Source organism: Butyrivibrio sp. WCD2001, assembly GCF_000424485.1.
Lineage (GTDB): Bacteria > Bacillota > Clostridia > Lachnospirales > Lachnospiraceae > Butyrivibrio.
The window spans coordinates 179,209-198,191 of the sequence record NZ_AUJZ01000005.1; the positions used below are offsets into that span (position 1 = coordinate 179,209).

The 18,983-nt window shown below is 43.8% G+C and carries 17 protein-coding genes and 1 riboswitch; of the genes, 15 read left to right on the top strand and 2 right to left on the bottom strand.

What is annotated here, in order from left to right:
* Positions 1-27 precede the first annotated feature (27 nt).
* Positions 28-906, bottom strand: coding sequence for an AraC family transcriptional regulator (locus G630_RS0105650; protein ID WP_026498021.1), 879 nt, complete (start codon positions 904-906; stop codon positions 28-30).
* Positions 907-1,403: 497 nt separating this feature from the next.
* On the opposite strand from G630_RS0105650, the gene G630_RS23405 reads away from it, so the two are divergent.
* The 15 genes from G630_RS23405 to G630_RS0105735 all read left to right on the top strand — a co-directional run bounded on the left by G630_RS23405 (position 1,404) and on the right by G630_RS0105735 (position 16,869).
* Positions 1,404-3,185, top strand: coding sequence for a SpoIIE family protein phosphatase (locus G630_RS23405; RefSeq protein WP_196805756.1), 1,782 nt, complete (start codon positions 1,404-1,406; stop codon positions 3,183-3,185).
* Between the two features lie 63 nt (positions 3,186-3,248).
* Positions 3,249-3,367, top strand: a riboswitch (FMN riboswitch).
* A gap of 186 nt (positions 3,368-3,553) precedes the next feature.
* Positions 3,554-4,198: an ECF transporter S component gene (locus G630_RS20890; protein ID WP_022762654.1), complete on the top strand. Its 645-nt coding sequence runs from the start codon at positions 3,554-3,556 to the stop codon at positions 4,196-4,198.
* Positions 4,198-5,007, top strand: a complete 810-nt coding sequence (locus G630_RS0105670; RefSeq protein ID WP_026498022.1) for a creatininase family protein — start codon at positions 4,198-4,200, stop codon at positions 5,005-5,007. The genes G630_RS20890 and G630_RS0105670 overlap by 1 nt, the downstream gene beginning before the upstream one ends.
* 92 nt (positions 5,008-5,099) lie before the next feature.
* Positions 5,100-5,354, top strand: coding sequence for a DUF6465 family protein (locus G630_RS0105675; protein ID WP_022762652.1), 255 nt, complete (start codon positions 5,100-5,102; stop codon positions 5,352-5,354).
* Positions 5,355-5,369: 15 nt separating this feature from the next.
* The gene (locus G630_RS0105680; RefSeq protein WP_026498023.1) at positions 5,370-6,137 is read left to right on the top strand and encodes a ParA family protein; all 768 of its coding nucleotides are present in this window, start codon (positions 5,370-5,372) and stop codon (positions 6,135-6,137) included.
* A gap of 137 nt (positions 6,138-6,274) precedes the next feature.
* Entirely contained in the window at positions 6,275-7,777 is a 1,503-nt protein-coding gene (locus tag G630_RS0105685; protein WP_026498024.1) for a GH39 family glycosyl hydrolase, read from the top strand.
* A gap of 125 nt (positions 7,778-7,902) precedes the next feature.
* Positions 7,903-8,118 (top strand): hypothetical protein, encoded by a 216-nt coding sequence (locus G630_RS0105690; RefSeq protein ID WP_022762649.1) that lies wholly within the window; start codon positions 7,903-7,905, stop codon positions 8,116-8,118.
* On the top strand, positions 8,115-9,011 hold the full coding sequence (locus G630_RS0105695) for a hypothetical protein (RefSeq protein WP_026498025.1): 897 nt from the start codon (positions 8,115-8,117) through the stop codon (positions 9,009-9,011). The genes G630_RS0105690 and G630_RS0105695 overlap by 4 nt, the downstream gene beginning before the upstream one ends.
* Before the next feature lie 222 nt (positions 9,012-9,233).
* Positions 9,234-9,626, top strand: coding sequence for a hypothetical protein (locus tag G630_RS0105705; protein ID WP_026498026.1), 393 nt, complete (start codon positions 9,234-9,236; stop codon positions 9,624-9,626).
* Between the two features lie 68 nt (positions 9,627-9,694).
* Positions 9,695-10,363 (top strand): L-serine ammonia-lyase, iron-sulfur-dependent subunit beta, encoded by a 669-nt coding sequence (sdaAB, locus tag G630_RS0105710; RefSeq protein ID WP_026498027.1) that lies wholly within the window; start codon positions 9,695-9,697, stop codon positions 10,361-10,363.
* A gap of 95 nt (positions 10,364-10,458) precedes the next feature.
* Complete coding sequence (gene sdaAA / locus G630_RS0105715; protein WP_026498028.1) at positions 10,459-11,343, top strand: L-serine ammonia-lyase, iron-sulfur-dependent, subunit alpha; 885 nt, start codon at positions 10,459-10,461, stop codon at positions 11,341-11,343.
* A 64-nt stretch (positions 11,344-11,407) separates the two neighbouring features.
* On the top strand, positions 11,408-12,598 hold the full coding sequence (larC, locus tag G630_RS0105720) for a nickel pincer cofactor biosynthesis protein LarC (protein WP_026498029.1): 1,191 nt from the start codon (positions 11,408-11,410) through the stop codon (positions 12,596-12,598).
* 86 nt (positions 12,599-12,684) lie between these two features.
* Positions 12,685-14,115, top strand: a complete 1,431-nt coding sequence (locus G630_RS0105725) for a TldD/PmbA family protein (RefSeq protein WP_026498030.1) — start codon at positions 12,685-12,687, stop codon at positions 14,113-14,115.
* Between the two features lie 39 nt (positions 14,116-14,154).
* Positions 14,155-15,462, top strand: coding sequence for a metallopeptidase TldD-related protein (locus tag G630_RS0105730; RefSeq protein ID WP_242829909.1), 1,308 nt, complete (start codon positions 14,155-14,157; stop codon positions 15,460-15,462).
* Between the two features lie 99 nt (positions 15,463-15,561).
* On the top strand, positions 15,562-16,869 hold the full coding sequence (locus tag G630_RS0105735; RefSeq protein ID WP_026498032.1) for a GGDEF domain-containing protein: 1,308 nt from the start codon (positions 15,562-15,564) through the stop codon (positions 16,867-16,869).
* 85 nt (positions 16,870-16,954) lie between these two features.
* Here G630_RS0105735 and G630_RS0105740 read toward each other — a convergent pair whose 3' ends face one another.
* Positions 16,955-18,748 carry a methyl-accepting chemotaxis protein gene (locus G630_RS0105740; RefSeq protein WP_026498033.1) on the bottom strand — a complete coding sequence of 598 codons (1,794 nt, stop codon included), beginning with the start codon at positions 18,746-18,748 and terminating at the stop codon, positions 16,955-16,957.
* Between the last annotated feature and the right edge of the window lie 235 nt (positions 18,749-18,983).

Genomic DNA, 18,983 nt, shown 5'->3' on the forward strand with positions numbered 1-18,983 from the left:
GTAAAAAAGTTCATTCAACTTTAAGAATTAGTCATCTTTGCTTCCCATGGTTGACACAAACAGCTCATCGGTGCTGTTTTCAAGGTCCTGTCTTATTATTTTCCTGTACTCCCTTGGAGACATGTGCAGTTTCTCCGTAAATACTCTGTTGAAGGTTCGCTGGCTCTCGAAGCCGGCGTTTTCATATACTTCGGTTATCGTCTGGTCGGTGTAGCGAAGCAGACTCTGCGCATAGATGAATCTGGTTTCGTTTAGATATCTGTTGAAGTTGGTGTGGAAGGTTCCGGAAAAAACTCTCGACAGGGCAAACGGGCTGACATAGAGATCCTTCGCCATGCTTGTAAGGGATATCTCTTTTGTGAAATTGCTGGCTATATAAGAAACGGTTCTGTAGATAAGGTCGCCGTTTCCCTTTTCATCGCGCTCTGTAAGCTTTAAAACTGGAAGAGACCTAAGCAGAATAATACTGATGTAGGACTGGTAAAGCACCTTGCTTGAAGCATCTATGTCACGCCCTTTTTCCTTGTTTTTTGCGATTTCTTCGTACAAAGCATTGAAGGCAAACTGAATCTCTTTGTGTATATTACTGCTTTTGATCACCGGGCAGACCGGGACCTTTTTCAGCAGAGTGTCCGAGATTGATCCCGCGTAGGAAGGCGATGCAATAAGGTACAGTCCGGTGCCTTTTTCCGTATCAAATACCTGGGTGTGCTGGATCTGACCGGGGAAAATTACAGCCATATCGCCCTTTTCCATGTGGTAGAGCTCCTGGCCCACGCCGATCTCCATAGTGCCCTTTGAAATGTAGATGAATTCTATGAATCCGTGGAGGTGCGGCGGAGTGTGAATATTGGCTCTTTTATATATCTCTATATCATCCTCAAATGACTCGAATAATGGCTTCATTGCGCTCCTTCTCTGAAAAACACCGTTTCTTTTAGTATAACCTGTCTGATAACAAATGCAAGATTTGGCTACTTTTATTCATGTTATGACGCGATTAATATTTTTCTCCGAGGTATTATAATCACGTAATATGAAATTGACCGATACGGAAGGCATAGTAATAACGCCGGAAAGGAATTATGATTATGAAGAGAATCGTTGATTTTTATAAAAAAGCATGGAAAGAGTATGTTGAATATTTTGGCAAGTACAACATGTACGTTTACAGATAACACCAAGTAAAACCTTTTCAAAATTATAAAAGAAGGCTGTGCATTAAATTAGTGCACAGCCTTCTTTATTGCCATTTGAAGTACGGAATTAAGTATAAAGTTTTTCTAAAGTTAGTAGACTATACGAATCAGCATTTATACAATATAAATGTAGGGTTCATGTGGTTTTTCATATGATGAAAAGGACAAATGGTGGATATGGAAAATACTCAGAAGCTTAACGAAATGAAGAAAAAAAGTCTGGTAAAAATGTTCATAATTGTTTTTGCCTTATTTGCACTGGGAACGATCCTGGTAAACGGGACTATGACATATATTGCGCAGACAGAATCCTATCACAGTGAGTGTGTCTCGGATTTGCGTAGGATAACGACACATCTGGTAAATCAGATACAAAGTGAAGGCGATGAGTTCATATATCTGAAAGCCTGGTTTCAGGAACATCCTGATCTGGTGCAGGTTCCGGTGGATTTCAAAAGTGATCTTCCGGTCAGTAAGAGTGCTTTTGATGATTATATTCTTGAAAATTATCCGGGAAAAGATTACGGGACAACGCTTTTCTTTAATGACCTTGATCTTGAAGGACAGCGGTTATATGTCAACTACGCCTTTGAACGATGGTTTACTCTTTTTTTTGAGGCGACGGACAGTTTTGATCTGATGTATACATATTTCATCTATCCTGAGAGTGAAAATGATCTGAAGATGAACTATATGTTTGATCCTACGATGGAAACGAAAACAGCGCCAGATGGACGTGAAATTCTAAAGCTTGGGGAAGTTGTTTACGAGGATCCGGAGATACATCAAACCATGTGGGATACCTGGTTTACAGGAAGAGCTCAGAACGGCTTTGATATCATGAATAACGAATTCGGCCAACAGTATAATTATTGTGCTCCGGTGGTTATAAATGGTGAAAAGGTCGGACTTCTATGCTCTGAAATAAGTGTGGCGGTTGTTAATTCCGAGATCATGAAAAATGTGATCATCCAGGGACTGGTTTCAGCGGTTGTGCTTATCATATTTACAGCTATTCTTTACCTGCTCCTTAGTAAAAATGTTTTGCATCGTATCATCGGCATTGAGCGCGAGGTAAGAGAGTACTCCGAAAAGAAAGATCCGGAGATAGCAAAGGATATTCTGTCTCATGTGAAAATCATGGATGAGATTGGTATGCTTGCAAAGAGCTTTGGAGAGATGATTACGGAACTTGAAGATTACATGGTTAATCTTCAGAAGGTCACCGCGGAAAAAGAGAGAATTGATGCGGATTTGAGCATTGCAAGTCAGATCCAGGCGGATATGCTTCCCAAGATTTTTCCTCCGTTCCCCGACAGAAAAGAGCTTGATATTTATGCGACCATGACACCTGCGAAAGAGGTAGGCGGTGATTTCTACGACTTTTTCCTGGTGGATGAAAATCATATTGCTCTTGTAATTGCAGATGTTTCCGGAAAAGGTGTCCCGGCATCACTTTTCATGGTTATTGCAAAGACACTTATAAAGAACCGCCTCCAGATGGGAGAAGAGCCGGGCGAGGCACTATATAATGTTAATAATCAGCTTTGCGAGGGAAATGACGCTGAGCTCTTCGTAACAGTATGGGCAGTGGTTATTGATCTTACTACAGGTGATGCGCTCGAGGCCAACGCAGGTCATGAGTATCCGGCGTTTAGGAGAGGCAATGGTTCCTACGAACTCATAAAGACAAAACATTCACCGGCTGTTGCCACTATGGAAGGACTTAAATTCCGTCAGAGCGAGTTCCATCTCGATCCCGGAGACAGGCTGTTTGTCTACACGGATGGGGTTACGGAAGCAACGGATGCCAATCTGGAACTGTTCGGAGAGCAGAGGCTTATTGATGCGCTGAACCGAAATCCGGATGCGTCACCGACAGAGCTTTTGCCGGCGGTTAAAAAGGAGATTGATGAATTTGTAGGAGAAGCACCGCAGTTTGACGACATTACGATGCTGAGCTTCATCTATAGAGGAAAAGCCTGAAAAGCGCTGTTTTTCCTATTGACGATACATAGGTGTTTTGATAAGGTATAAAAAGAAAATCGAATAATTCTTCGGGGCAGGGTGTAATTCCCGACCGGCGGTGACAGTCCGCGACTCGCGAAAGCGACTGATTTGGTGAAATTCCAAAACCGACAGTAAAGTCTGGATGGTAGAAGTAATGCATTATAATAGCTGTTATTTTGCTGTTTTATTGTGCGCGTATTAAGGCGAAGCCCCCATGCAGGTTTCGCCTTTTTTGTTTCACGATTTTTCTTCGTGATTCAGGCGCATAAAAATGCGGATATGGCTGTTATTCCTCGGGAATCCTTCGGTTCAAAAATCTAAAGAACACGGGGAGGAACAATCAAATGTTCAAAAACAAATTCACAACAAAGCAAATCGTATTAACAGGAATGCTCGCAGCACTTGCAGGCGTACTCATGTCACTGGAGATCTCGGTGCCGATGATGCCGCCGTTCTATAAGTTTGACTTTAGCGACGTGCCTGCAATCATCGCTCTTTTCCTTATGGGACCTGCGGAAGGCGCACTGGTTGAGATCATCAAGCTTGTAGTAAAGCTACTTCTCACGGGAACTAACTCAATGTATGTCGGAGAGCTTGTAAACCTTATGGCCATCATTCTTTTCATAATTCCCACCTGGATTGTTTATAAGAAGATGGGACAGACAAGAAAGGCCGCTATGGTAGCACTTATAGTCAGTGTTGTTATAAGAACCGGTGCAGCATGCTTCTTAAATGCCTGCATTTCACTTCCTTTATATGCAAAAGCGATGGGAGTATCTCTTGATGATGTCGTAAAAATGGTCGGTGGAGTAAATGCAAGAATCCAGAACCTTCAGACATTTATCATCTATGCGACAATACCTTTCAATGTAGTAAAACTGGCAATCAACAGTCTCATAGGCTACGCAGTATATGACAGACTTCTCGCAGCTGTTCCTTCAGCAAGGGGACTCAGATCAGATAATGAACAGGTGCAGGAGGCAGCTTGATGATACAGGAATACCAAAATCTTTCAAGGCTGCAGATGGAGCAGGTGGATAAAGAAAAGACTCTCGTAGTGGTACCGCTCGGCGCACTGGAACAGCATGGAAACCAGGCGCCTCTTGGCACCGATACGATCATTGCGGATGAGATGAAAAAGAGAATAATGGGGAAGCTCTCTTTGGATAAAAGCGATGAAGTCCTTTCGGGATCGGTTCTTTTCTTTCCGACAATTCCTGTGGGATACAGTGTTGAACACCTTTCTTTTTGCGGTTCGATATCTTTCAAACCGCAGACTTACTACAGTGTTTTGTATGACATAGCAGAGTGCCTGACAAGGCATGGCTTTAAGCATATAGCTCTTCTCATCTGCCACGGAGGGAACCGCGCAACAGCAGAGATAGTCAGTCGTCAGATAAGGCGTGATCTTGGGATATATGTCTACTTGATTTCATCGGGTTCTTTCTCGGATCCGGAAGTAAAGAAGACAATAACTCCGGGAAATGAAGCCGATTTTCACGGAGGAGAAATGGAAACCGCCATGGTGATGGCAAGGGATGAGAGCCTTGTGGACCTTACGACTTCAAGCACGGGGCATTATTCAATCTCGGAAAAAGGTGCAAAGCTTGCATTTTTCGGAAGCACATCTCTTCCCTGGATGGGGGAGGACTTCATCACCGATGAAGGAAAGCCTATCGGTATAGGCGGAGATCCCAGCGGTGCGACAGCCCAAAAAGGTGAGATCATTCTTGAGGTTAGTGCGAGGGATGCCGCAAACGGAATAAAGGAAATAATGAAATTTATGGTGACCTGCTGAAAAAACAAACCTCTTCTAAGTGGTCAGAGGGCAAAGGATTTGATAAAATAATCATTGTAGTTTCTAATGACTTGCAAAGGGGGATATGAAAAATGGCCAGACAAAGCAGTGTTAAGAGAGCACTTGAAGCAACCGGAAGTTTTGCCACTGCTCAGAAAAACATCGTCGTTCAGTATCAAAACAGTGACCGCACTACCGATGACATTTTAAAGAAAATCAAAGAGGATGCGCTTTCTCATGGAGTATCGGAAGCGGATTTTCAGAAAATCGATGTCTATATAAAGCCTGAGGAGCACAAGGTTTTCTATGTTGTTAACGGTAATGTAAACGGCTGCGTTGATTTCTGAGGGAGGGGATGAAAAATGTCTACTATATTCGTGGTTGCCAACCAGAAGGGCGGCATCGGTAAAAGTACTACTGCAACCAATCTTGCGGGAATTCTTGGAAGAAAAGCAAAGACACTTTTGATAGACGCTGATCCTCAGTGCAACAGCACAAGCACCTATGATGCCAAGATTGAGGACGTCGCTACGCTTTATGATGTAATAATCGACTCTGATAAATTGCCGATTGCGGAAGCTATCCAGCATACAGAAAACGGCGATATTGTAGCATCTGACCCTCTTCTTGTAAAAGCGGAGAAGATGCTTGACGGTGACCTTGAAGGCTTCTATCGCCTTAAGGATGCACTGGACGAGCTCGATGGATATGAGTACATCGTTATTGATACAGCGCCATCACTTAATATCATCCTTTATAACTGCCTTATTGCAGCTGATAAAGTGATAATCCCTGTTACTGCGGACTCCTATGCGATGCAGGGAATCAGTCAGTTATACGACACGATCATGTCTGTGAAAAAGAGACAGAACAGAAATCTTTCCATCGCCGGACTTCTTCTTGTCAGATATTCGGGGAGATCCAACCTTGAGAAGGGAACCCGTGACAATATAGAAAAGACAGCAAAGAAGATGGATACGAAGCTCTTTAAAACAGTTATCCGTGAATGTATAAAGACAAAGGAAGCTCAGGAAGCCAAGAGACTTTTGATAGACTATGCTCCCAAGTGCAACACCTGCCTTGATTATATCGACTTTACCGCGGAGCTTCTGAAAAAATCACGGAAATAATCGCAATAATTGGCATGATAAAAACAATATTGTTTTAGAGTGCGGGAGCCTTATATGCTACATTAAAAATGCAGCATATAAGGCTTTTTATTTTGTTAATAATTCTATTTTTTTTAGGGAACAGGGAGAATCAGGGTATGAGCAGAGAAAAAATAATCGTAAAAAAAGATAACAGGATGGAATTCAATAATAACGTGGATTACTGCGTCGGCACGGGAAGGCTCGGGCTTGCACTTACAGAGGAATACCTCAAAGAGCTTGAATTTGTGCAGGAGATGATCGGCTTTTCCTACATCAGAGGTCACGGCCTTTTCTCTGATGATGTGGCTATCTACAATGAGTACGAAGAGGACGGCGAGACAAAAGTAGAGTACAACTACACTTATATAGACAGGATTTTTGACAGCTTTTTGCGACTTGGCATCAGGCCTTATCTTGAGCTTGGATTCATGCCCGGCCAGCTTGCCAGCGGAACCCAGACGATCTTTTACTGGAAGGGGAATACCACTCCACCCAAGGATTACAAAAAGTGGACAGATATGGTTATTGCTCTTCTGTCACACCTCAAAAAGCGCTACGGAGAAGAAACTGTGACATGGCCTATTGAGGTGTGGAATGAGCCCAATCTGCCGGGCTTTTGGTACAAGGCTGACATGCAGGAATATTTCAAATTGTTCAAGGAGACTTTTCTTGCAATTAAGAACTATGACTCAAGATATAAGGTCGGAGGGCCTGCCATCTGCGGCGTAAGGGATGCGGAGTGGATAGAGGCTTTCCTTGAGTTTTGCAAAAAGGAGTGCATAAAACCCGACAGGATTACCAGACATCATTACACTGTGGAATTCCCGGAGCGCATCGGACATTATGATTATTCCAAACTGGAGGATCCAAAGATGCGTTTTGAGAATCTTCAGTCCACCAGGGATATTGTGGATTCTTATGATGAATTCAGAGGGCTCCCCATACATCTGTCGGAATTTAGCACCTCGTATACTCCAAGGGGTGTAATCCATGACACTAATTTAAATGCCGCATATCTCGCAGGTCAGCTGGCGGGACTTGGGGATGTGAATGAAGCATATTCCTACTGGACCTTCGGAGATGTGTTCGAGGAGCAGGGAGTTCAGCATTCCCTATTCCATGGAGGCTTTGGAATGGTTGCGGATGGGAATATTCCCAAGCCGACCTTCTGGACTTTCTATTTTTATAAGCAGTTAAAAATGTTTGGCGAGGGTTGTGTATACCGCGATGACAAGGCGGTAATTGTGAAGAATGATTTTGGCTACGCGGGAGTATTGTGGAATATAGGTGAGGAGGAGATTAGCGCTGATTTGGACTTTGAGCTTCCGGAAGCCGGTGAGTATACACTTATCAAAAAGACTGTCGATGAGACCTGCTGTAATCCCTTGAAATTGTGGCACGACTTGGGAGAGCCGGCATACCCGTCGAAGGCGGAGAAGGAAATGATTAAGAGCGCCGCATGGCCTCTTACGACGAGCTCTGTTGAAGTATCAAAGAACGGAACGGTGGATGTTTCATTTACATTGAAAAAGCATGGAGTATTATATTTTACTCTCACTAAGAGAGATTTCACTCCTGACCGAGGCTATGACTACGACAAGGTGATTTCGTTTCATTAACACAAAATGGAATATAATTCGCAGCGGATGCTTTTCGTATTTTTAATTTCAACTTTATCGGAGGTTTAGATTTCTGGAATATAATATAGAGAGGCTTTATAATTATTGAAAGAAGGAAGTTCTGAATGGAAAGATATATAGCATCTAAACGAATCTGTGATAAAAATATTGATATACTCAAACTGGATGAAGAAACTCTGGCATATATGAGAGATAAAGATATCGAGACTATCAGAGATTTTATCGGTGTTCAGAATAAGTTAAAACCCAAATATGCAGACGTGGTAAAAAAGAAAATCAAGTATCTGATCCAGGCAATGGAGAGACGAGGGATAAAATGACAGCTTATTATCATCTCCCCGGTTTATTCGATTTTTATGACTTATACAAAATCTTCCTGCCGCTCTTTAGAGAGCGCAGGGAGTATTTTTATGATTGGTGTGAAATAGGCTCAATTTATGGCGCTCCCGGCGATTGCACATGGGGTGGCGGAAGAGTGGGTTTCGGAGATGCAGGCCCGGAAGAAGTGGCCTTGCTGATGAAGCAGTACGGAATCTCTGCGCGGCTTACGTTCAGTAATTCTCTGCTTGAGGAGAAGCACCTTTCCGATAAGAAGTGCAATTACCTGTGTGCTTTGTTTGAGAAAAGCGGTGCAGAGGGGAGTAACGGAATAATACTTCACTCAGATATTCTTCTTAAATATCTAAAGGAAAACTATCCCGGTTTTTATTTTGTTTCAAGTACGACAAAGGTGTTGACTGAGTTTTCAGAGCTTGAAAAAGAGCTTGACCGCAGTGAATTCAGCTATGTTGTACCAGACTTCAGACTAAATAAGGAATTGGATAAACTATGCGCACTTTCACCTTTGCAGAAGCAGAAGGTGGAATTTTTGTGCAATGAATGCTGCTGGTTTGATTGTTATGACAGAAAGAATTGCTATGAAAATGTCAGCAGGAAAAGTCTCGGTGAAAACTGCGCCGATCATGCCTGCGTTTCTCCCGAAGCAGGCAGAGGCTACCGCTTTTCCGATGCAATGAAGAACCCCGGTTTTATCGGAATTGAAGATATTCAAGAAACATACATGCCTGCGGGCTTCTCCAATTTCAAAATCGAAGGGAGAAGCCTTGGAAGCGCCATTATTCTGGAGTTTTTACTTTATTACATGACAAAGCCCGAATACCAACTAAAAGTCAGGGAAGAAGTATATCTGGATAGCATGCTGGATTTGTTTTAGGTCTATTGGGGGGTAGACATGGAATATGGGGCATATCATACGGTGTAACTATGCCTATTTGTGGTATAATTTCTTTTGGGAAGAGTAAGATGCGCCTTGAAGAATCTGAGACCAGAATAGAAGTTATTCGCAAGATTGCTGAAAACTATGCCCCTAATTATGATGTGGATGCTATTCTTCAGGAATTAAGTAAAGAATCATGATGTGATATCGGGAGGAGATATGGAACAGGTAATAGCTCTTTTGGGAGAAAAGTTGGAGGAAGTTTTACCCATGGTAGGAGAGAATCTGGATGGACTTGTGTCGTTAGTAGTCTGGATTCTTGTGCTATCAGTATTTGGAAGAGTTTTAAGAAAAAAGGCCGGACAAACGGCAGCTATGAGCGGAACGGCTGACAGCAGTAAACGTGAAGCTTCATCGATGCCGCACGCGCATAAGCCGGCCGGGGTATATAATACATACAATAGGAAAAATGCAAGAAACGACGCAGGTGCTATGCCACACAGACATGACAAAGGGCACTATACCTCCATGTCGGATGCGTCGAGGCTTCCAAAGGGTTACATCCTGTTAAACGGCGAACCCGTAAGAGTTGCCGACCTTGATGGAAAATAATAAGATGAGCAGATTCTAGCGCTTTTGGTGTGATGTGTCTGCTCCATTTTTTTAATGGAGGTAATTCCATGAACATTTTCGATATTATAGGACCGGTGATGATAGGACCTTCGAGTTCTCACACTGCGGGTGCAGTGCGGCTCGGCAGAGTTGTCAACAAGCTTATAGATGACAGAAAACTAAAAAAGGTTGAGATTACCCTGTCCGGATCTTTTGCCCAGACTTACAGGGGACATGGAACGGACAGAGCACTTCTCGCAGGAATAATGGGATATAAAAGTTATTCTCCCGAGATCAGGGATGCGCATAAGATTGCAGCCGAGCGGGGAATAGAGTACACATTTATAAAAGAGAACATCAAGGGAGCACATCCGAATACCGCGCGTATTCATTACTTTCTTGAAGATGGTTCCGAAGGCGTGATGCAGGGTGCCAGCGTAGGCGGAGGCAATATTCTTGTAAAACAGATAAACGGGATGGACGTGGAATTTTCCGGAGACAACAATACAATCCTTGTGATGCACGAGGACAAACCCGGTGTTATTGCGAGCGTCACAAATATGATGCACTGGGAACACGAGGATCTGAATATCTCCAAGTTCCATCTCTCGCGCCAGGAAAAGGGCGGAGAAGCCATCATGACCATCGAAATAGATAACAAGCCGCCGGAGACACTGGTAGATGAGATAAGAGGCATCGACCACGTCCTTAACGCAATTCTGATTAAAAGAGTTTAGCGAGCAACATTAAGCCTTCCCCTAGGGGGAAGGCATAACAATAAAGCCTTCCCCTAGGGGGAAGGTGGCGCGAAGCGCCGGATGAGGGGAACAAAATGTTAAAATACGAATCCATCAGCGATCTCGTGACCGCTGCAAATGCCCGAAATATAAAGCTCAGTCAGCTTGCTCTTGAGGATCAGGCTGAAAGCATGGGAATAACAGAGCTTGAACTTTATGAAAAGATGGAAATCAATTTCGATGTTATGAAGAGATCCGTTCAAGAGGGCATGAAGAAGGATCTTAAGTCGACTTCCGGTCTTACCGGCGGTGAAGGCTATATCATGAACGAATACGCAGGAAAAAATGATGGCGGACTCTGCGGGGAGGGGTTGTCAAAGGCGATAGCAAGAGCACTTTCAGTAGCTGGCTGTAATGCGTCAATGGGGCGAATAGTTGCGGCGCCCACAGCCGGGAGCTGCGGCATTTTGCCGGGAGCATTGGTTTCCCTATACGAGGACAGAGGCTTTGATGAAAAGGACATTGTGATGTCAATGTTCACCGCGGGAGCTATCGGAATGGTTGTGGCAAACAGAGCAAGTATCGCAGGCGCTGAGGGAGGGTGCCAGGCTGAGTGCGGAAGTGCGGCAGCTATGACGGCAGCAGCCCTTGTGGAGCTGATGGGAGGAACTCCTGCACAGTGCGCAGATGCATGCGCTATGGCAATCTCTAATCAAATGGGACTTGTGTGCGATCCTGTGGCAGGACTGGTGGAAATTCCCTGTATTAAGAGAAACGTATCGGGACTGATGATAGCTTTTTCCTGTGCTGACATGGCGCTTGCCGGAATTAAGGCTCACATTCCTGCCGATGAATGCCTGGATGCTATGAAAGAAGTCGGAGATGTGATGTCGACAACCCTAAAGGAAACTGCGGCCGGAGGACTGGCCACGACCCCTACGGGAATAAAATTAAAAGAAATGGTGTTTTCAGATAAATAAAATGCGATATAATTAAGTAGCATACAATTTAATTCTCGTAACCATCGAAAGGATAACAATTATCATGAAAACACTTTATATAGAATGTAAGATGGGAGCTGCGGGAGACATGCTCTCAGCAGCCCTTTTGGATATCTGTGAGAACAGAGATGAGATACTTGAAAAGCTTAATGAAGCCGGGATTCCCGGGGTGACTTATGAGCTTGTGACTTCAGAAAAATGCGGAATTACAGGAAAACATCTGGAAGTCAGGGTAAATGGAGAAGAAGAGATAAGCGATGATGTGGGCCATCATCACCATGAGCATGGTCACAGCCATGATAACGAGCATCACCATAGCCACAGAAGCCTCCATGATATCGAGCATATAATTGAATCACTGAAAATAGAAGAATCCATTAAAAAGGACATCCTTAACGTATATAAACTGATTGCAGAGGCAGAGAGCACCGTTCACGGTGAGCCTGTATCCGAGATACATTTTCATGAAGTAGGCAGTATGGATGCCATTGCAGACATCACGGCGACCTGCTTAATTATGAATGAAATAGGTCCGGCCAGCGTGATCGCATCTCCCATCCATGTGGGAAGCGGTCATGTAAAATGTGCGCACGGAATTCTTCCGGTTCCCGCACCTGCCACCGCAATTCTTTTAAAAGGTATTCCGTCCTACAGTGCAGATATCGACGGAGAACTATGCACACCCACAGGTGCTGCACTTATCAAATACTTTGCAAAAAGCTTTGGACCTCAGCCTATTATGAGTGTAGATAAAATCGGTTATGGTATGGGTAAAAAGGATTTCGCAAAGGCAAACTGCGTAAGGGTGATGCTTGGCAATGAAGATGACGAAGCTCTCACCGATACCATCACAGAACTCATCTGCAATCTCGACGACATGACTCCCGAGGCAATAGGCTTTGCAACTGAGCGTCTCATGGAAGAGGGTGCTTTGGACGTATTTACCACTTCTATTTTCATGAAGAAAAATCGGCCGGGAACCATGCTGACAGTCCTCTGCAGGGAAGATAAAAAAGAAGAATTGGTCAAAAAGATTTTCAAATATACAACAACCATCGGTATTCGTGAGCACATCAGCAATCGCTACGTGCTTCACCGTGAGGAGAAAACGATAACTACTCCCGATGGAGAAATACGTGTAAAGGAAGTCTCCGGGTACGGTGTAAAGCGTGAGAAGAAAGAGTACGAAGATCTTGCAAGGATAGCGAGAGATATGGATGCAGGATTGATGTGAGTCTGAAGAAAAATTAGTCTTTATCTTTCCTGAGAGTATATAATAGAGGAGTATTTGTGCAAAAAATATAATGTTAGGAGTATTTTATGAAAGCAAAGTTTTCTTTATACCTTACAGAGCTTGCACCCGGCCTTAAAATGCTGATCGATGAGCTCTCGGAGGAATATGATTACGTAAGCGTTCTTGCCAGCGATTCCAAGGGCTTTTCTATACAGGCATCGCAGAAGAGCAAGGCGATTACGAGTGAAAATATGACGACCGAAAGAGGCTGCGTTGTCAGAGTATATAAGGATGGCCTTTACAGCGAGTATTCGTTCAACAAACCTGATAAGGATGTGAGCGCTTTCGCCTCAAAACTAAAGAATATTCTGAATGACCAGTTTGAAATTATCAAAAAGACTTCCACAGAAGTTTTTGATACGGATAAGCTTGACGACGAGCCCTGCGAGCTTTTCACAGAGATGGAGACTGATATCATGCCTCAGGATGTGGATCTCGGGGCACTTATGGAAAAACTCCAGAGCTACAGCGACAGAGCCGTAAAGCTTAAGGATTTCATGATAGATGCACCCGCATCCGCAAAGTCCACCCACGTCTGCAAGATGTTCCTCACAAAGAACAGAGATATGCGCCAGAGCTATGTCTACACAGAAGGTTCTATTCTTGCAATCGGTGCAAAGAACGGCAGAAATACCATGTCAATCGAGGGTGTTTCGGGAAGAAGTGGTGCCGGAATTCTTGACGACCTTGAGGAGAAAATCGAGGTGGCTGTTAATTCTGTTGGCGATATGCTGGATGCCGATCCCGTGATTCCCGGGGAATATGAGATTATCACAAGTCCCGAGGTTACCGGACTTATCGCCCATGAGGCCTTCGGCCACGGCGTTGAGATGGATATGTTTGTAAAGGGCAGAGCTCTCGGTGCGGAGTATATTGATAAGCGTGTCGGTTCAGATCTTGTTTCGATGCACGAGGGTGCAAACTGCGTTGTTGACGTTGCAAGCTATGCCTTTGACGATGAGGGTACACTTGCAGGTGATGTTACAGAGATTGATCACGGCATTTTGAAAACAGGTGTCTGTGATGCTCTTGCTGCGCTCAGACTTGGAACAAAGCCCACCGGTAACGGTAAGCGCGAGAACTTCGAGCACAAGGTTTATACACGTATGACAAATACGATGTTCGACAGCGGAAGTGACTCCAAGGAGGATATGATCGCTTCAGTTAAGAAGGGCTACTATCTTGAGGGTATGTTCTCCGGCATGGAGGATCCGAAGCACTGGGGCATTCAGTGCATCGTTGCGAGAGGCCGTGAGATTATAGACGGCAAGTTCACGGGAAAAGTTGTTGCTCCTGTAGTTATGACCGGTTATGTGCCGGATCTTCTCGGCTCAATTTCAATGGTAAGTACAGACCGTGAATCCTTCGGTAACGGCGGCTGCGGTAAAGGACACAAGGAGTGGGTTAAAGTCTCCGACGGTGGCCCTTACCTGAAGGCGGTTGCTAGACTAGGTTAAGTACCTCGAAGCGCCTTCCCCTTGGGGGGAAGCTGACGGATGAGGGGAAGACGAAAGGAAAAGAAAATGACAGACAAGATTATAGATATTCTCAAGGCCTCCGATGCGGACGGCTTTGAGATTACAGATACAACAACAATGGCGTATGAGTTTTATTTCATAAAGCACAGACTGGACCAGAACAGAGTAAGAGATGTAGAGCATATTAACGTCAAGGTTTACAAGAAGCTTGACGACGGCAAGATGCTCGGAAGTGCTTCGGGAGAGATATATCCGACACTTACGGATGAAGAGATAAAAGAAGAAATCAATAAGCTCATCTCAAGGGCAGAAAATGTAAAGAACCCTTTTTACGAGCTTAATAAGCCCGAAGATTATGAGGTATCAAAAAGTGAGGACGTGGATGTTTCCCAAATTGCGGAAAACTTCGTAAAGGCAATGAAGGAGCTTCCGGAGACGGACACAGAGTACATCAATTCCTATGAGATTTTTGCTGAGAAGAATAAGAGAAGATTCATCAACTCGGAGGGAATAGACATAAGCTTTGAATATCCCTCATCAATGGTTGAGGTTGTGGTAAATGCCAGGGATAGCGAGCATGAGATCGAGCTCTATCGCATGTATAAGGCAGGAAGCTGCGACAGTGAGAATCTGAAAAAGGACATTGCAGAGGTACTCAGATATGGTAAGGATAAGCTGATTGCGAAACCTACTCCGAAGCTTGGAAAGGCAGCAGTTGTTTTCCCGACAAGCGATGCGGTCCAGATATACAGCTGGTTTGTTGAAAAGTGCAATGCGGGTTTTATATACAGCAAGTATTCCGATTGGGAGATTGGCAAGGAAGTTGCGCCTAGGGCAAAGGGAGATAAAGTTACACTGAAATCCGTAAAATACCTGCCGAACTCATCAAAAAACTTCGATGTGGATGATGAAGGTGCTGTAATAAGGGATATGACAGTTCTTGATAAAAATGTTCCCACCACCTTCTTTGGTGGAAGAAGATTCAGATATTACCTTGGAATCAAGGATTCATACCTTGCATGCAATTTTGATGTGGAAGGCGGTTCCAAGACTTCGGAAGAGATCAGAAGCGGAAAATACCTTGAGATAGTTGAATTTTCGGATTTTGCTGTTGATTCCATCTCGGGAGATATCGCGGGAGAGATAAGACTTGGTTATTACCACGACGGCGAAAAGGTTACCCCTGTAAGCGGAGGTTCGATTTCAGGCTGCATGACAGACTTTGTGAATGAGATGTATATGTCAAAGGAAAAGCGCCAGTATGACAACTTCAACATTCCTGCGCTCACAAGGCTTGAGAATGTCAGCGTCACAGGCGTTGAATAAGCGTGCATACAGGCTGAATTTGATATATAATAAATAAGTTAATGGAATTCATTCTCAATAAAAAGAATGATTAGAGGCCCCATTACAGAGGTAAGGAAAATGGCAAGAAAGAGCCTGGAAAGCTATACGGAAAAGGAAGTACTTGAGCTTTTACATGAAAATGTCGACGCTGTTATTCTTGTGGATGCAACAACCAACAGATACAGGGCAATGACTCGCAGAAATATGTTCAAAGAGTTTATTGAGGAAACCGGTGATTATCATGACCTGATAGAGAAGCTCTGGTTTCATATTGAGGGTTCAAGTGAACTGATTACTGACGAGTACAAGGCATTTGTATCATACTATGCGGATTTTAAAGGAAAATTCAGCAGAAGACTGAAGGTTTTTCTCGAAGGCAGCAGTACACCTCGTTTTGTACAGATGCAGGTTTATCCGACAAGAAATGAGAAACAGTATATTTTTGTCATGGATGAACTTGACGACGATGAGTATGTTGAGGAATTCATGACCACCAAAAAGGTCAATACGATACAGAACACCTATCTGTTTTCAATGTACGTGGACCTTGTTCAGGATACGACCAGCAGTTTAAGCGTGACGGAGATATCCGATGAGACTGTGAATTCAAGCATAAAATATTCAGAGTGGCGCTTGATGACTGTAAATATGATCGCTCCGGAGGATAAGGATCAGTTTCTTAAGATCACGGATCCTGAATACCTGAAGGCCAATCTGGCACCGGGACGCACAATATCGCTTGACTGTATGATGATGAACCTTGAGGGTACATATATCTGGGTAAAACTCATTTTCAGCAGGACTGCAACAGCTAATGAGGATGACTTCAGATTTGTCTTCATGGTACAGGACATTCATGAGAACTTTGAAGATATCATGAGTACCTTAAGGCAATACGAGGAGCTTGCGATAGCCGATTCACTGACGGGACTTCTCAATCATGGCGGAATTAAGACGGAGATACTTAACGCTATCGATGCACATAAAAAGGAGGGAACGTCTGTATCCCTCATGATGATCGACATTGATTTCTTTAAGCAGGTTAATGATAACCACGGACATTCCACAGGTGATCGCACACTTAAGAAATTCGCGCACATCATTGAAGAGACGGTTGTCGATAAAGACGCCCATATTGGCAGATGGGGAGGTGAAGAATTTGTCATTGTCTACAGAGGGAAGACCGGAGATGAGCTTTATGAGGTATCTGAAACTTTGAGGAAAAATGTTGAAGCAGCAACTTTTCCGGAAATCGGTCAGCTGACCTGCTCTGTAGGTGTTACAGAGCTTCGCGATGAGGATTCCTTCGACGATGTATTCAATCGTGTGGATAAAGCACTTTATATGTCAAAGGAAAGTGGCAGAAATAAAGTGACTTTAAAATAATTGGTTTTCGAATTACTTCGAAATAATTAAAGGCTTGGGACCAAAGATTGATCCCAAGCCCTATTTATTGTTTCAAGAGATTTTTTTAGATATTTATGAACTGTCTTGTGCTCTCGCTCAGCTTTTCTGTAACATCGTTGTTGGTGTCCATAGCGGAACTGATGCCGCTGATCTCGTCGACGATGTCCTGAGAGTTCTCTGCGGACTGGTTGATCGCATCGGAAGCCTCGTTTACAGACTGTGAAATAGAGGTAACGGAATCACTCATTTCTTCCATAATAGTGTTGAGGTTCTGAGTCTGATCAGCTATGCCGTCAAGCATCTCATTGATGAGCTTTGCGGTTTCTTCGTATTTCTCACCTGTCTCTACGAAAGCATCGTAGTCACTAAGCACTGTGGTGTTGATGAAATCAAGAACCTGCATAGCGTTGTCGGCCAGTGTGGTAACCGCCTGGGTAACCTCATTACTGATATCCTGGATGTTGGCAGCTGTCTGGCGGGAGTTGTCGGCAAGGGAGCTGATCTCTTCAGCAACAACCGAGAATCCGCGTCCTGCTTCACCTGCTCTTGCCGCCTCGATTGAAGCATTGAGGGCAAGGAGGTTAGTCTGTGAAGCGATATCAAGGATGACATTGGTAAGCTCGTTGATCTGCTTAACCTTTTCACTATCCTTAACGGACTGCTCAAGCACTCCTGAGAGGTTCTCCATCTTGGCACCGGTATTCTCCTTCTTGTGGAGGGCGCCATCTTTTATCTCGATAGCTTCAGCTCTGATCTCCTCAGCCTTAGCAGTACCGTCTTCAACACCAAAGTTGATGTTGTCGGTAGCTTCCTTGACGTTGTCGAGCTTCTCGTTCATCACCTTGGAGGTATCTGATACGTTCTGCATGCTTGCTGCGAGCTCTTCAAGAGCTGCGGAAGTATTGGTTATATTATCGTTGGCTAAAACGATCTGGTTTGTCATACTCTCAGAGGATTCGGTAAGTGTAACCGTTCCGTTCTTAACCTCTCTAAGGATGTTCTGAAGGGTTTCCATAAAGTGGTTGAAGCCCTGCTTGATATGCACAAGCTCGGAAGAGGTCTTTGTCTCAAGTCTTACTGTCAGGTCGCCCTGATGGTTATTGATATTGGTGATGATATCATTGATCTCATCGGCAATGAGATTAACCTTTCGGCCCACCTTGCGATAGTTGAAGAAGCAGAATGCGATGATGCAGATGATATATACTGCCATATTCAAATTAACTACTCCGATTGCTCTCATGGCTTTTGCATAGACAGCTTCACTGGACTGCTGCTGAACGGCATCAATTTCTTTATCAAGAATTTCAAGTTGTTCCTTCATGGTTGTAAGCTGATTTGCACATTCGACATAAACGACCTGAATGATTGTGTCTACATCACCTGTCTGAGCAGCTGTTACAACTTTTTCATAACCTGTTTTGTAAGTGGCATAGTTTTCGGCTATAACTGCAGCAGCTTTTGAAGCTGTACTGTCTGCGCCGGTAAGTTCTGTAAATGTTGATGTTATTCCGGCGGATGCTTCGTCCATTTCTGCAAGACAGTTCTGAAGCTCCGGAACCTTAGTCTCAATCTGGCCCAGACCCTTTATTGTTTCATAGTTTGATGCAAGGGCAAAACCATCATTGTCCACAATACGCATGTCTACTTCAAATACACGCATATCATTCATAACACCCTGCACCTGCTCAGCTTGAGCTATGGAGTTCTTCGTGATATTCATCATTTCAGTAACAACTACTGCTATAGATATTGCGAACAAAATCAGCAGTGCAAGATAAGTCATAAGACTCATCCCGGCAACGGTCTTAATAAATGGGATTTTCTCGAATCCGCTGTTGCTTTCGTTGTTAGCCATTTGTACGATCTCCTTTACGAATACATGTACTTGAATACACTACACTATAATTTTACGATAAAACGCATGAAAATGAGCATGTTTACAATAATTTAATAGATTTTATAATTCGTTAACTCAAACTTCGCACAGCCCCCGGAGCTCCGTCCGCCGGCCCCGAACCATATGCTCATTTTTCACCGTCAATTGGCTCAGAACATTTATCAGGCCCTTTGTTTTCTTTAATTCATGCGTG